The 14,813-nt window shown below is 65.6% G+C and carries 14 protein-coding genes; 6 read left to right on the top strand and 8 right to left on the bottom strand.

Annotation, left to right across the window (positions count from 1 at the left end; translation table 11 throughout):
- Positions 1-46: 46 nt before the first annotated feature.
- Positions 47-1,579 (top strand): S1C family serine protease, encoded by a 1,533-nt coding sequence (locus tag AC1DQQ_RS01040; RefSeq protein WP_478044023.1) that lies wholly within the window; start codon positions 47-49, stop codon positions 1,577-1,579.
- Here AC1DQQ_RS01040 and AC1DQQ_RS01035 read toward each other — a convergent pair.
- Positions 1,555-2,445 carry a lysostaphin resistance A-like protein gene (locus AC1DQQ_RS01035; RefSeq protein ID WP_478044022.1) on the bottom strand — a complete coding sequence of 297 codons (891 nt, stop codon included), beginning with the start codon at positions 2,443-2,445 and terminating at the stop codon, positions 1,555-1,557. The two genes, AC1DQQ_RS01040 and AC1DQQ_RS01035, sit on opposite strands and share 25 nt — an antisense overlap.
- Before the next feature lie 134 nt (positions 2,446-2,579).
- On the opposite strand from AC1DQQ_RS01035, the gene AC1DQQ_RS01030 reads away from it, so the two are divergent.
- On the top strand, positions 2,580-4,145 hold the full coding sequence (locus AC1DQQ_RS01030) for an alpha/beta hydrolase (RefSeq protein ID WP_478044021.1): 1,566 nt from the start codon (positions 2,580-2,582) through the stop codon (positions 4,143-4,145).
- 187 nt (positions 4,146-4,332) lie between these two features.
- Here AC1DQQ_RS01030 and AC1DQQ_RS01025 read toward each other — a convergent pair whose 3' ends face one another.
- The 7 genes from AC1DQQ_RS01025 to AC1DQQ_RS00995 form a co-directional block, all read right to left on the bottom strand.
- A complete protein-coding gene (locus AC1DQQ_RS01025; RefSeq protein WP_478039942.1) occupies positions 4,333-4,800 on the bottom strand; it encodes a DUF1203 domain-containing protein in 468 nt (155 codons plus the stop codon).
- Positions 4,800-5,837: a bifunctional DNA-binding transcriptional regulator/O6-methylguanine-DNA methyltransferase Ada gene (gene ada, locus AC1DQQ_RS01020; protein ID WP_478044020.1), complete on the bottom strand. Its 1,038-nt coding sequence runs from the start codon at positions 5,835-5,837 to the stop codon at positions 4,800-4,802. Before ada ends, AC1DQQ_RS01025 begins: the two co-directional genes overlap by 1 nt.
- Positions 5,838-5,903: 66 nt before the next feature.
- Positions 5,904-6,443, bottom strand: coding sequence for a GNAT family N-acetyltransferase (locus tag AC1DQQ_RS01015; protein ID WP_478039938.1), 540 nt, complete (start codon positions 6,441-6,443; stop codon positions 5,904-5,906).
- A complete protein-coding gene (locus AC1DQQ_RS01010) occupies positions 6,436-6,864 on the bottom strand; it encodes a hypothetical protein (RefSeq protein WP_478039936.1) in 429 nt (142 codons plus the stop codon). The genes AC1DQQ_RS01015 and AC1DQQ_RS01010 overlap by 8 nt, the downstream gene beginning before the upstream one ends.
- 41 nt (positions 6,865-6,905) lie before the next feature.
- Positions 6,906-7,601 carry a M24 family metallopeptidase gene (locus tag AC1DQQ_RS01005; RefSeq protein WP_478044019.1) on the bottom strand — a complete coding sequence of 232 codons (696 nt, stop codon included), beginning with the start codon at positions 7,599-7,601 and terminating at the stop codon, positions 6,906-6,908.
- A gap of 40 nt (positions 7,602-7,641) precedes the next feature.
- Entirely contained in the window at positions 7,642-8,460 is an 819-nt protein-coding gene (locus AC1DQQ_RS01000; protein ID WP_478044018.1) for an alpha/beta hydrolase, read from the bottom strand.
- On the bottom strand, positions 8,460-9,308 hold the full coding sequence (locus AC1DQQ_RS00995) for a hypothetical protein (RefSeq protein ID WP_478044017.1): 849 nt from the start codon (positions 9,306-9,308) through the stop codon (positions 8,460-8,462). Before AC1DQQ_RS00995 ends, AC1DQQ_RS01000 begins: the two co-directional genes overlap by 1 nt.
- Positions 9,309-9,761: 453 nt before the next feature.
- On the opposite strand from AC1DQQ_RS00995, the gene AC1DQQ_RS00990 reads away from it, so the two are divergent.
- From AC1DQQ_RS00990 to atpD, 4 genes are all read left to right on the top strand, one after another.
- Positions 9,762-10,316 (top strand): F0F1 ATP synthase subunit delta, encoded by a 555-nt coding sequence (locus AC1DQQ_RS00990; protein ID WP_478044016.1) that lies wholly within the window; start codon positions 9,762-9,764, stop codon positions 10,314-10,316.
- 11 nt (positions 10,317-10,327) lie between these two features.
- On the top strand, positions 10,328-11,857 hold the full coding sequence (atpA, locus tag AC1DQQ_RS00985) for a F0F1 ATP synthase subunit alpha (protein WP_478027692.1): 1,530 nt from the start codon (positions 10,328-10,330) through the stop codon (positions 11,855-11,857).
- 166 nt (positions 11,858-12,023) lie between these two features.
- The gene (locus AC1DQQ_RS00980; RefSeq protein ID WP_478044015.1) at positions 12,024-12,905 is read left to right on the top strand and encodes a F0F1 ATP synthase subunit gamma; all 882 of its coding nucleotides are present in this window, start codon (positions 12,024-12,026) and stop codon (positions 12,903-12,905) included.
- 214 nt (positions 12,906-13,119) lie between these two features.
- The gene (gene atpD, locus AC1DQQ_RS00975) at positions 13,120-14,562 is read left to right on the top strand and encodes a F0F1 ATP synthase subunit beta (RefSeq protein WP_478040601.1); all 1,443 of its coding nucleotides are present in this window, start codon (positions 13,120-13,122) and stop codon (positions 14,560-14,562) included.
- Positions 14,563-14,813 lie beyond the last annotated feature (251 nt).

Raw genomic sequence — 14,813 nt, 5'->3', positions numbered from 1 at the left:
GATCGCGCATTGAAGCGCGGCGCGTTTCGTGGAAGGGCTCTGCGCCATGGCGCGTTTCTTTCGCTTGCTGGCGATTCTATCGGCTTTCGCCTGGGTGGCGACGCCCTCTCTTGCCGCCGCCGACGACATCGCCGCGGCGTCGCGTAGCGTCGTCCGGGTCGTGACGATCGCGATCGTCGATCAGGAAGTGGTTGGATTCGGCCATGGTTCGGGCTTCGCGGTCGGACCCAATCGGATCGTCACCAACGCGCATGTCGTCGAGCTCGCACAGAAATATCCCGACAATGTCGTCATCGGTGTGGTGCCCTCTGAGGGATCCAAATCGTACCAGGGCCGCGTCGTCGCGATCGATGCCAAGCGCGACCTGGCGCTGATCGAAATCACCGGCGCCGCCCTGCCGGTGGCGACGCTGTACACCGGTGCGCCCGACGACAGCATGGGGCTCGTCTCGCTCGGCTATCCGGGCAATGTCGACCTGGCGACCGCGCAATCGGCGGCGGATTATATCAAGCCGCTGGCGCCGGTGCGTTCCGAAGGGTCCTTGTCGGCCAGCCGCAATATCGACGGCATCAACGTGCTGCTCCACAGCGCGAGCATCTCGCGCGGCAATTCGGGCGGCCCGCTGCTCGACCGCTGCGGACGCGTGATGGGAGTCAATTCGGCGATCACTCGCGGCGAAGATGGCGATGCCAATTTCGCCTTCGCGATCGCCGAGAGCGAGCTTGCCGGCTTCCTGCGCGAGCACCGGCAGGCGTTCAACACGGTCGACATTCCCTGCATGAGCCTCGAAGCGCGGCTGAGCGCCGATGAGGCGGCGGACTCCGCGGCGCGCGAGGCGGCCGATGCGTCGCGGCGTGATTCCGCCGCGCGCGACCAGGCCAGCCGCCAACAGGCGGTCGAAGCGGCGCGGCTCAATGCCCAGCGCGCCAGCGAGAACGTCATGGCGATCTCGGCCTTGCTGCTCGTACTCGGCGCGTTGACCGTCGGCGGCGGCGGTCTGCTCTATTCGCGCGGACGCCAGCGCGAGGCGATCTGGGCGGGATCGGCCGGCGGCGTGCTGATCGTCGCGGCGGTCATCGTCTTCCTGTTGCGGCCGAGCGAGGAGCCGATGCTGCCCCCGGGCTTTGCGGTACCCGTCGCGACGCCGACTCCGTCGGCGGCGGGCGCGAGCTCGCTGGGCAAGATGGCATGCAAGTTCCAGCCCGACCGCAGCCGCGTGACGGTGTCGGCCACCGCCGACGTCAATCTCGATTGGGGGCAGGACGGGTGCTTGAACGGCAAGACGCAATATGCCGATGACAACGGCAAATGGACGCGCGTGCTGGTGCCGAACGACGAGCAGACCGTATCGGTACTGCAATTCGACCCCGAGACGCGGACCTACACCGCCTATCGCTATTTCCTGAGCGCGGTGCAGATGGACGCCGCGCGTAAGGTGCGCGCGCAGAGCCCGCTCAAGCAATGCAGCGCCGATGCCGGCGCGCGCAACAATCTGATGGTGCAACAGCAGTCGATCCGCGCCGCCTTGCCGACGACCTATAGCGAGAAATTGGTTTACGCCTGTTCGACCACGCCCTGACGGCGACGGACCCAAAGCGGGGTCATGAACCGACCGCGCCGCCACGCGACATAGAGCAGCACGAGTCCGAAGGCGGTCGCGACGACGATCGCGGGAAGCGACGCTTCGGCGCCGAACGCACCGCCGGTCAACAGGTCGGAGCCGCGAATATCGGGCCGCAGCACGCCGTCCATATTTTCCCCGGAAACCGGGATGCCATACAGACCGCCCTGAGCCAGGTTCCACGCCGCATGGAGGCCGATCACTGCCCACAGCCTGCGGGTGATCATGTAGATCGCCGCCAGCATGATTCCGGCTTCGAACATGATCGCGATACCCGCGAGCAGCGTCGCATTCGGATTATGCAGATGCAGCGCGCCGAATAGGACCGCCGACAGGACCAACGCTGCCCAGCTTCCGAGCCAGCGCTCGACCAGTCGAAAGAACCAGCCGCGGAACATGATTTCCTCGGTCACACCCGACAGGATCGCGATCGCCAGCGCCGGGACGAGCACGCTCCAGGGATGCGTACCGATCACGCGATATCCGCCAAACACGGCAATCACACCGACGATGATCGAAAAGAGGATCAGGCCGGTCAAAAACCCCGCCCCCAATTCGGACGCCGCGCCCGGCATCGCAAACTCGCGCGCCGGTTGCCCCTCCACCCAGTAGCGAAAGGCGGCATAGACGGCGATGAACAGCACTGCGACGGTGACGGCAGCGGCTAGCATACCCGCCGGACCGCTCACGGTCCCGCTGATCACCTTTCCGATCTCGCCGGTCACGATGATTGCGCAGAATGCCGTCAAGACCGCGAGAACGAGCAGCATCGCCGGGTGGCGCAGGATCCTGAGCGTCGGCGTCGATTGATCGTCTTCGTCCATGCCACCTCCGTCCGCCGCGAGCCTAGATCAACAGGTGTCTTGCGCAAGCAATTCGGATATCCGGGAATGAAAGGGAATCGGCTGGCGTCGGATGACAAGGCCGGGCGGTCGCGACGACATTGGGGAAAAGAGCGATGAAGCGACTTGGCCTGCTGGCTTGCCTGGCGTTGATCGGCGCAGCGGACACGCCCCCCTCCCCGGTGGTTATCCCGGTGACCGTGGCGCCCGCGCTGGGCGATCATTTCTCGGGGCGACTGATTGTCTTCGCCGAAAAGGCCAAGCCCGACGCCAAGCCGGCGACCGCAGTCGATTTCTCGCCGTTCGAGCCGACCGGCGCGTCGATCGCGGCACGCGAGGTGAGCGACCTCGGCCCCAATATGGTCGCGCAGATCGACGGCGAGGCCGATGCCTTTCCCGCGCCGCTGTCGAGCCTGCCGCCCGGCACCTATCGCGTCCAGGCGGTGCTCGATCGCAACCACAATTACAATTATGGCGGCCGCGATGCCGGCGACCTGGTGTCGAAGGTCGTCGAGGTGACGCTGCCCGGCAAGCTGCCGACGATCGCGCTCGACACGATGATTCCGGCCGATGATCCGACGGCGATGCTCGCGCGCCTGTCGCCCAAGGAGCGGCCGCCAGTCGAAGCCGCACTTGCCCAGCTCAAGCCGGTCGAGTTCCAAAGCAACGCGCTGACCATTTTTCGTGGGACACCAACATCGATCCGCGGCTGGGTCGCGCTGCCGCCCGGCTATGATGGCAAGACCAAATTCCCCACCGTCTATTCGGACAGCGGCTTCGGCGGGACGCTCGCGTCCGAGCGGATGCAGGGCGCGCGCATTTCGGCGATGATGGCCGATCATTCGCTGCCGCCGATGATCTGGGTGTTCCTCGATCATAGCGGCGCAACCGGAACCAACGAATTCGCCGATTCGGTCAATAACGGTCCCTGGGGCAAGGCGCTGACCGAGGAACTGATCCCCGCGCTCGAGCGCCAATATGCGATGGACGCCAGGCCGAGCGGGCGCTTCCTGACCGGGCATAGTTCGGGCGGCTGGTCGACGCTCTGGCTCCAGGTTCGCTATCCAAAACTGTTCGGCGGCAGCTGGCCGACCTCACCCGACCCAAGCGACTTCCACAATTTCACGAATATCGACCTCTACGCACCGGGCGCGAATTTCTACCGCGATGCCAAGGGCCAGCCGATTCCATTGGTCCGCGATCACGGCAAATTGATCGCGACGATGGAGCAATTCGCCCGCGCCGAGGCAGTGCTCGGCCCCTATGGCGGCCAGATCGCCTCGTTCGAATGGGTGTTCAGCCCGCGCGGCGCCGATGGCCGGCCGGCGCCGGTGTTCGATCGTGCGACCGGCAAGGTCGATCCCGCCGTGATCGCTTATTGGCGCGACAATTACGACATCGCCAATATCGTCACGCGCGACGCCGCGGTGCTGCGCCCCGACCTCGACGGCAAGATCCACCTGGCTGTGGGCACTGCCGACACCTTCTATCTCGATGGTCCGGCGCATCTGCTCGAGGCAGCGATGGCCAAGGCGCGGATCAAGGCGAGCTTCACCTATCTGCCCGACAAGACGCACTTCGACCTCTATGTCCGCGGCGACGACAAGATGGCGCTGATGAAGGACAATGCCTGGGCGATGTATGCCGTGGCGCGGCCGGGGATGAAGCGCCCGGCGCCTTAAGCTTCACTAGGGCTTTCCCCTCCCTGCAAGGGAGGGGATTAAGGGGTGGGTTGAGCGTTGGGCGGGGCTCGATGCCCCGTCCGACGCTGCTTTTCCGGGTCGCCGACGAGTTTTTGTGAGCGCGCAGACGCGCGCACCCACCCCCTGCCCCTCCCTGCAAGCAGGGAGGGGAGTTCAAAGACGTCGCTTAAGCCCGGTCGATCCGCGCCGCGAAGCACCCTGCGCGGGCGTTGTACGCCTGGAGATAGGCGACATTCGGATCCTCCAGCCACGGCCCGATCGCCTCGGCCAGCTCGCCGCCGTCCATCACATCGCCCTTGAGCATCATCCCATCGGCATCGAACGCGCGCAGCGCGAGCAGGCGGCAGGAGAGTTGCTCGGGCACTGCATCGCGATATTCCGCCGCCCGCTCGGCGCCTTCGCGGACGAAGATCGCGTAGCTCGCACGATAGGGGCTATCGACCGGCAAATGCTGGTAGTTGATGAGGATCAGATTCTCGCCCAACTCGGCATCCTCGAGCGTCACGCGACACGGAAAGCCAGGCTTCTCATCGGCGCGGCGGCGCACCGCACCGAAGGCGGCGAGTTCGCCGTCGCTCAGTCCATAGAGCGGCTTGAACGGGGTGGGATCGAGCCCGCGGATGACATACGCCATTACTTCACTCCTTCGCGATCGAGCAGAACGGTCTTACGGTCGACGCCATAGGCATAGCCGCCCATCGAGCCGTCGCTGCGCAGCGCGCGGTGGCAAGGGATGACGACCGCGACATGATTGGCGCCGCACGCGCTGCCGACGGCACGCACTGCCTTGGGGTTGCCCGCGATGGCGGCGAGCTCGGCATAGGACCGCGTCTCCCCCGCGGGGATGTCGCGAAGCGCTTGCCATACTGCCTCTTGAAAGGCGGTGCCCTGGACGTCGATCGGCAGATTCTGGTCGCGATCAGGCGATTCGACCTTGGCGACGACGCGCGCGGCAAGGTCGCCGAGCGCGGCGCCTCCAGGGACGATCTCGGCCTTGGGAAAATGCTTGGCGAGGTCGAGCGCATCCTCGTCGAACGAAACGCGGCACAATCCCTTGTCGGTAGCGGCGATCAGCAACTTGCCCAGGCTGGTATCGGCGATCGTCCAGCGGATCGTCACCCCTGCCCCGCCCTGCCGCCAGGCGCTCGGGGTCATGCCCAGCCGCTTGGCGCCGCCTTCGTAGAAGCGACTGGGGGCTGAATATCCAGCCTCGTAGATCGCATTGGTGACCGAGCTTTCTTCCTTGAGTGCCTGGGCAACGCGGGTGGCGCGCAGACCGCGGAGATAAGCGGCCGGCGTCACCCCGGTGGCGCGCTTGAACAAGCGGTGGAAATGGTGCGGCGCATAGCCGACCTCCGCCGCCAACACCTCGAGCGGGATCGCCTCCTCCGCCGCTTCTAGCAGCGCAATAGCGTTGGCCACCGCGATGCGATCACGGCCAACCTCATCGGGCTTGCAGCGCAGGCAGGCGCGGAACCCAGCAGCCCGCGCGCCGGCGGCATCGCGATGGAACTCGACATTCTCGCGTCTCGGATGCCGCGCCGGGCAGCTCGGCTTGCAATAGATGCCGGTCGTCTTGACCGCGACGACGAAGCGTCCGTCATGCGCGCGGTCGCGAGCCTCGAAGGCCGCCCAGGCGGCGTCGATATCGATGGGGGTTTCGGTCGTCATGCAGCCTATGTAGGCGCCCGCGCACTTCCCCACATCCCGGCGTTTGCGGCCAAAGCGGCAACGGGATTACGCCGCCTTGGCGGGCCGATCGATCGTGTAGATCACGTGCGTCACGGGCTTGCCCGCCATCTCGGCATGATGGCGCCGATCGGTCAGCTTGCCGCCGATCTTTTCGACCGCGCGGCGCGAGCGGACATTGGTCTCGCCGATCATGAACATCGCCCGCGACACGCCGGCAAAGGCATGATCGAGCATCAACCGCTTCATCTCGCCATTATAGCGCCCGCCCCAATGCGACCGCGCGAGGAAGGTCCAGCCGATCTCCACTTCATCCGGCTCGGCGCGGCCAAAATCGTAGCGCGAGCTGCCAATCACCGCCCCGCTCGCGCGGTCGATCGCGACCAGCATCCCGCCCGAGGCGAGGCCGTCGGCAAAGAAGCGGCGGAACACCGGCTCCTGCCAGCGATCGTGCGCCGGATGGACTTCCCAGACCAGCGGGTCGGTGGCGACCGCGAACAGCGCGTCGAAATCGTCGGGAGCAGCGGGGCGAAGCTCGATCAGCTCGCCGATCAAGTGTGGCTGGCGGTCGAGCACCTGGTCACGCAATCAAGAGAACGACCGGCACGACGATGCCGAGTGCCAATGCAATGAGTGACTTGCGACGCATATTGCGCGTGCCCAGGGCGATGGTCAGGCCGATCAGCGTCGTGACGAACAAACCGATTGCGGTCAGCAGCGCGAAGATCTTGAGCGGTGTGAAAGCGTCCGCATCGTGACCGCCGCTGCCGGGCCGCGCCGCTCCCGCCGGTTTGCGCGCTGGTTCGGCCGGGCGCGGCTTGGGCAACGCCTGTTTCTTGTGGATTCCGGCGATCGCCGAGACCCAGGCGGCCGGCGGCGGATTGCGCTGGTCCTGCCACCCCAGCACCTGGATCAACCCGCTAAACGCGAAGAACAGGATCGCAGGGGCGAGGGACACACCGATAAGGTGGTGCCATTGGCGCAGGCTGCGGAGCGTGGTGCCTTTCATTGGCCCGCCTTAGGCAGCGGCAGTATCGCGGACAAGCCGGATCAGGACATCAGCCGCTCGTAGAAACCGCCATAGCGCCCGGCGGGATCGACCAGGTGGATTTCGAGAATCCAGAAGCGTTCGTTACCATTGGGGTCCGGGTCGCGCAGCCGCGTCGTGTTCTCCGGATTGATCCGGTAGAAATCCTTGTCGCCGGGCAGATGCGCGTGCGGGAATTCGCCGACGACATGCCCGGCGATGACGCCGCCGAACCGCCAGCCCGCCGCCGCCGCGCTGTCGCACGCGAAGGCGTAGAGCTCGGCACCGGTGATATCGGGATGCGCGTCGAACTGCGCTTTGACCTTGTCGAACTGGACCGGGAGGTCGGCAACCAGGCGGATCTTGTCGGGATCGTTGCCGACGACATAGGAGCGGCCGACATCGGCTTCCCAATCGTCGAACACCGGGCCGAGATCGAGGAACACCAGATCGTCCTCGGCGATCGTCAGCACCGGCGGATTCTCGCGCGCGGTAGCGAGGCCGTTGACCCCGGCATGGACGATGCGCTTGTGCCAATGCTTCTCGACCCCGAATTCGTCGCGCGCCAGGGCATAGATGTCCTGCTCGACCTCGCGCTCGGTCCGGCCCGGCGCGATCAATCCCAGCGCTTCGATCCGATCGAGCAATGTCTGCGCGATGTCCTGGGCGGCGTGAAGCTCGGCATGGCGCGCGGCGGGCGAGAGCGTGGCGTGAGTCATCGCGTGTCCAATAGGCGGTCGCACCACGCTGGGCCAGCGATCAGAGCCTATGCGCGTCGAGCCAACGGGCGATCAGTGCCTGTGCCGCCGGCGTGAACACCACTTCGTGTCCGACGCCCGGAACGACCGCGCGATCGGCAGCTGGGCGCAGCATCTTGAGCAAGGCGCTGTTCTCCGGAGGAATGGTCGTGTCGGCCGCACCGTGGATCAGCAAGGTCGGGCAGGCGATGCGGCCGATCTTGGCCGCCGTGTCGAACCGCTCGCTGACCAACAAATTGGCGGGAAGCCACCAGAAGCGGGCCGCGGCGACATGGGCGATGCTGGCATAAGGAGCGACCAGGATCAGCGCGCGGGGCTTTTGCTCGATCGCCATCTGCGCGGCGACGCCGGTGCCGAGCGAATAGCCGATGATGACGATGCGGTCGGCGGCGATCCCGTTCGCCGTCATCCACGAGCGCGACGCGCGCGCGTCGCGATAAAGTCCTTGCTCGTCAGGAATGCCGGGCGCACCGTTGAAGCCGCGGAATTCGGGCAGCACCGCGCCATAGCCCGCGGCCACCAGCGAGCGCATCGCAACCGCGCTGCCCAGCACCGAATCGCCGTTGCCGTGGAAGAACAGGATCACCGGCTTGCCAGGCTGCGGCGGATGATAGAGCAGCCGCCCGCGCAAACCGTCAGAAGTCGTGATGGTGACGTCGCGATAGTCGCTCAGATCGGGATTGACTGCCGCGGTCCCGAAATACCAACCGGGATAGATCAGCCGCCGCTGGAATGTGTAAAGCAGCCCGACGATGGCGATATAGATCAGTGCAGCCGCGGTCAGCAGCCGGATCGCGGCCCGGCGCAACCCGCGGCGCACTATTTCTTCTTGTCCTTCTGCGCCTTCATGCTCTTCGAGATGACGATCTCGGCCAGCCGCGCGCCGGGGATGAAGATGCCCGCCGCTTCGACCCCCGCATTGATCAGGAATTCGGCGTCGATCTTGTGCCCAAGGAACTGCTCGAACGTACTGCCGCCGGTCCGCGTGTCGCCGGTCACCCCGTCGAACTCGACCACCGCTTCCTTGCCCTGCCAGCGATAGCGGAAGGCGTAGACCGGCCGATAATAGAGGTCGATGTGATGGAGCGAGAGCTTCTCCTCAAGCACCTTGTCGGCCTCGATCCGCTCGATCGAGCTCGCCAGCACGTCGCGCACCAGCATCGACGCCTTGGCGGTCGGCGGCACCACCACCGCGCCATCGGCCGCCGCTTTGGCAAGGCCCGCGGCGTCGATGATCTTGGCTTCGTGCTGGACGTATTGCGCGGCGCTAGGGTCGGGGCTGCCGCTGATCGCGTCGTAATAGACTTCGCGATGGATCTCGTCGTGGCAGGTTTCGGTGCCGGTCAGCGTATAGGCGCCCGAGGTGACCTCATGCGTCTTGCCGTCGATCTCGACTTTGGTGACGTTGGCGTCGACCGCGACGCGATAGTCCTTTCGCCGCTCATAGATCATCGTCGCGGTGCAGCCGATGCGAAAGAAGGGCTGCAGCCGCCGCTCGCGATAGATCACTTCATACTCGTCGTCCTTGGGGCGCGACAGGAATCCGGTGATCTTCGCCATCGTCCCGAACGCATCGGTCCGCTTGGTCCAGGCGCGTCCCTCCGCATGGTCCATGTTGAACCGGTCGGCGAGGATCAGCACGCGTTCTTCGGCGAGTTCGACGTCCATTTGGCACCCCTATATGCGCTTTTGCACACTTCCTCGCTGCATCGGTCAAGCACGGATAGGCGAAATTCGCCCTCTCGTGCCTCCTAGCCCTCTCCCGCAAGCGGGTGCACCGGGTCCGGTCATGCCCCCGGCATGACCTGAACAGCGCGGGGCGCTGTTCACCCGGTGCAGGTTGGGTGAGGGTCTTCTTTCTTCTTCCAAGCGGCTGGTGCAAAAAAGAAGAAAGAAGACCCTCACCTTCCCACCGCTTCGCGGCGGGCCCCTCCCTCTCCCGCAAGCGGGAGAGGGGTATGTCGGAGTCCCCATCAAACGTCCGATGGCACCTCATCCTAAAGCACCGGGTTGCATCCCCAGCCCCCCGATGCTAACCGCGCGCCAACCCATAGAGGGCGCCTCAGGGCTGCCCTCTTTTCGTATGGGGCCACATACCCTTTTGAAAAGGACCATCATCGCGTGGAGCAATCCGGCGGTATTCAAGCGAGCTTAGGTGGACGGTACGCAACCGCGCTGTTCGAGCTCGCCCGCGAATCGAAGTCGATCGACACGGTCGAAGCGAGCCTGGCGACGATCCGCCAGGCGCTGGCCGAATCGGCCGACTTCAAGACGCTGACCACCAGCCCGCTGATCGGCCGACTCGACGCCGCCAGGGCGGTCGCCGCCGCGGCCGGCGTGATGAAGCTCGACGCGACGACCACCAGCTTCCTGGGCGTGCTCGCGCACAACCGGCGGCTCGGCCAGCTGCCGGCGATCATCCGCGCGTTCCGCGGCCTGGCGTCGCGCTATCGCGGCGAGACCACGGCCGAAGTGACCTCGGCGCATCCGCTGAGCGCAGCACAGGTGAGCGAGCTCAAGCAGCAGCTCCGCCAGCGCGTCGGCCGCGAGGTCGCCGTTGAATTGAATGTCGACCAGTCGCTGCTCGGCGGCCTGGTCGTTCGTATCGGATCGCAGATGATCGATTCCTCGATCCGTACCCGTCTCAATACCCTCGCGCACGCGATGAAAGGCTGAAGGTTTAGAACATGGACATCCGCGCCGCAGAAATCTCGAAGGTCATCAAGGACCAGATCGCCAATTTCGGCACCGAGGCCGAGGTCTCGGAAACCGGCCAGGTGCTGAGCGTCGGTGACGGCATCGCCCGCATCCACGGCCTCGACAACGTCCAGGCGGGCGAGATGGTCGAGTTCGCCAATGGCGTGCAGGGCATGGCGCTCAACCTCGAAGCCGACAATGTCGGCGTCGTGATCTTCGGCTCGGACGCCGAGATCAAGGAAGGCGACGTCGTCAAGCGGACCGGCACCATCGTCGACGTCCCCGTCGGCAAGGGCCTGCTCGGCCGCGTCGTGGACGGCCTCGGCAATCCGATCGACGGCAAGGGCCCGATCGTCGCCGAGAAGCGCAGCCGCGTCGAGGTGAAGGCGCCGGGCATCATCCCGCGCCAGTCGGTCAGCGAGCCGATGCAGTCGGGCCTGAAGGCGATCGACGCACTCGTCCCCGTCGGCCGCGGCCAGCGCGAATTGATCATCGGCGACCGTCAGACCGGAAAGTCGGCCGTCGCGATCGACACCTTCATCAACCAGAAGACGGTCAACGCTGGCGACGACGAGTCGAAGAAGCTCTATTGCGTCTATGTCGCAATCGGCCAGAAGCGCTCGACCGTCGCGCAGCTGGTCAAGACGCTGACCGAGAACGGCGCGATGGAATATTCGATCGTGGTCGCGGCGACCGCGTCGGAGCCCGCCCCGCTGCAGTTCCTGGCGCCCTATACCGGCACCGCGATGGGTGAATATTTCCGCGACAACGGCATGCACGCGCTGATCGTGTTCGACGATCTGTCGAAGCAGGCGGTCGCCTATCGCCAGATGTCGCTGCTGCTGCGCCGCCCGCCGGGCCGCGAAGCCTATCCGGGCGACGTCTTCTATCTCCACTCGCGCCTGCTCGAGCGCGCCGCCAAGATGTCGGACGCGATGGGCGGCGGATCGCTGACCGCGCTGCCGATCATCGAGACCCAGGCGGGCGACGTGTCGGCCTACATCCCGACCAACGTGATCTCGATCACCGACGGCCAGATCTTCCTCGAAACCGATCTGTTCTTCGCGGGCATCCGTCCCGCCATTAACGTCGGCCTGTCGGTATCGCGCGTCGGCTCGGCCGCGCAGACCAAGGCGATGAAGAAGGTCGCCGGCTCGATCAAGCTCGAGCTTGCCCAGTATCGCGAGATGGCGGCGTTCGCGCAGTTCGGCTCGGACCTCGACGCGTCGACCCAGAAGCTGCTCAACCGCGGCGCGCGCCTGACCGAGCTGCTCAAGCAGCCGCAGTTCAGCCCGCTGCCGTTCGAGGAGCAGACGGTGTCGATCTTCGCCGGTACCGCTGGCTATCTCGACGCGGTGCCGACGCTCGACGTGGTGCGCTACGAAGCGGCGATGCTCGCCGACATGCGCGCGAACCACGCCGGCATCCTGAAGGCGATCCGCGATAGCAAGGATCTGAAGGACGACGTCCGCGACCAGCTCAAGGCCGCGCTCGACGCCTTCGCCAAGACGTTTGCGTAAGTTCTAGCCCTCTCCCGCTTGCGGGAGAGGGTTGGGTGAGGGTCTTCTTCCTTCTTCCAGGCGGTCTGGACGAAGAAGAAAGAAGACCCTCACCAACTCCGACTAGGCAGCAAGCTGCCAGTCTCCGTATCCTCTCCCGCAGGCGGGAGAGGCAAAGAAGGTTACGATGGCAAGTCTTAAGGCCCTCAAGATCCGCATCGGCTCGGTGAAGTCGACGCAGAAGATCACCAAGGCGATGAAGATGGTCGCCGCCGCCAAGCTGCGCCGCGCGCAGGAAGCGGCCGAGGCCGGCCGCCCCTATGCCGAGCGGCTGGAAAAGGTCGTGGCGAGCCTCGCCTCGACCGTCACCGTCGGGCCGAACTCGCCCAAATTGCTCGCCGGCACCGGCCGCGATCAGGTTCACCTGTTCGTCGTCGCGACGTCGGACAAGGGTCTGGCCGGCGCGTTCAACACCAATATCGCCCGCCTCGCACGGCGCCGCGCCGCCGAGCTGATCGCCGAGGGCAAGACCGTCAAGTTCTACACCATTGGCAAGAAGGGCCGCGCGGTACTCAATCGCCTGTACCCCAATGACTTCATCCACTCGATCGAACCCGGCGCGCTCGACAAGCTCGGCTTCGCCGATGCGCGCGGCTATGCCGACGACCTGATCGCGCGGTTCGAAGCGGGCGAGTTCGACGTCGCGCATCTCTTCTATTCGCGCTTCAAGTCGGTGCTGACCCAGGAACCGACCGAACAGCAGATCATCCCGGTTTCGATCCCGACGATCGCCGCCGACACGACGGGCGTCAGCGCCTCGGTCGATTACGAGCCGGATGAGGAGGAAATCCTCGCCGACCTGCTGCCGCGCAACGTCGGCATCCAGCTGTTCCGCGCGATCCGCGAGAATTCGGCGTCGGAGCAGGGCAGCAAGATGACCGCGATGGACAATGCCACGCGCAACGCCGGCGACCTGATCAAGCGGCTGTCGATCCAGTACAACCGCGCCCGTCAGGCCGCGATCACGACTGAACTCGTCGAGATTATCTCGGGCGCCGAGGCGCTGTAATTCCCGCGTCGCCCCGGCGGAGGCCGGGGCCGCCATGTTGGCGGAGCTGACGCGTTTAACTTAGCGGCCCCGGCCTCCGCCGGGGCGACGAATTGAAGAAGCAAGGTAGGACATCATGGCAACCGCTGCTCCCAAGACCAAGGCCCCGGCCAAGAAGGCCGCCGCTCCGCGCAAGGCCGCTGCGCCTCAGGCCGAGGCGACCACCACCGCGCCGATCGCGACGACCAACAATGTCGGCGTCATCAGCCAGGTGATCGGCGCGGTCGTCGACGTGAGCTTCCCCGATCAGCTGCCGGCGATCCTCTCGGCTCTCGAGACCGATAACAACGGCAACCGCCTGGTCCTCGAAGTCGCGCAACATCTCGGCGAGAACACCGTCCGCACGATCGCTATGGACTCGACCGAGGGTCTGACCCGCGGCCAGAACGTCACCGACACCGGGTCGCAGATCCGCGTTCCGGTCGGCCCGGCCACGCTCGGCCGCATCCTCAACGTCATCGGCGAGCCGATCGACGAGCGCGGACCGGTCAACGCCACGCAGACCTCGCCGATCCATGCCGACGCGCCGCTGTTCGTCGATCAGTCGACCGAGAGCTCGATCCTGGTCACCGGCATCAAGGTCATCGACCTGCTCGCGCCCTACGCCAAGGGCGGTAAGATCGGCCTGTTCGGCGGCGCCGGCGTCGGCAAGACCGTGCTGATCCAGGAGCTGATCAACAACATCGCCAAGGGCCATGGCGGCACCTCGGTGTTCGCCGGCGTCGGCGAGCGCACGCGTGAAGGCAACGACCTCTATCACGAATTCCTCGACGCGGGCGTCATCGCCAAGGATGCCGACGGCAATGCCGTCAGCGAGGGATCGAAGGTCGCCTTGGTCTATGGCCAGATGAACGAGCCGCCGGGCGCGCGTGCCCGCGTCGCTTTGTCGGGCCTGACCATCGCGGAATATTTCCGCGACGTCGAAGGCCAGGACGTGCTGTTCTTCGTCGACAACATCTTCCGCTTCACCCAGGCGGGCGCCGAAGTGTCGGCGCTGCTCGGCCGCATTCCGTCGGCGGTGGGCTATCAGCCGACCTTGTCGACCGACATGGGTGCGCTCCAGGAACGCATCACCTCGACCAACAAGGGCTCGATCACGTCGGTCCAGGCCGTGTACGTCCCCGCGGACGACTTGACCGACCCGGCACCGGCGACCTCGTTCGCCCATTTGGACGCGACGACCGTGCTCAACCGCGCGATCTCCGAGCTCGGCATCTATCCGGCGGTCGATCCGCTCGATTCGACCAGCCGCGTGCTCGAACCGCGCATCGTCGGCCAGGAACATTACGACACCGCGCGCGCGGTCCAGTCGATCCTGCAGAAGTACAAGTCGCTGCAGGACATCATCGCCATCCTGGGCATGGACGAACTGTCGGAAGAGGATAAGCTGACCGTGTCGCGCGCACGCAAGATCCAGCGCTTCCTCAGCCAGCCGTTCCACGTCGCCGAGGTGTTCACCAACATTCCGGGCGAGTTCGTCCAGATCGAAGACACGATCCGCTCGTTCAAGGCAGTGGTGAACGGCGAGTATGATCACCTGCCGGAAGCGGCCTTCTACATGGTCGGCGGCATCGACGGCGCGATCGCCAAGGCCGAGAAGATGGCCGCGGAGGCGTAAGGCTACTGCAAACCTTCTCCAGAGGGAGAAGGATACGAAGGCTTGGCAGCTTGCTGCCTAGCCGAAGTTGGATGAGGGGACCCGCTCTCGATAGGGTGATCCCCTCACCCAGCTCCGACTAAGGCCCTGACGGGCCTAAGTCTGCGCAACCATCGGGCTGTCCCGCCGGGTCAACGATGCTCCCAGCATCGTTGAGAAATTCCCGGGGGGAATTTCGGCCCGGCGGAACAGCCCGATCCCGACGGGAGAGG

This window comes from Sphingomonas sp. P4_G3, from assembly GCF_056401105.1.
The sequence above is the reverse complement of the archived record's forward strand: the minus strand, read 5'-3'. Positions and strand labels throughout refer to the sequence as shown.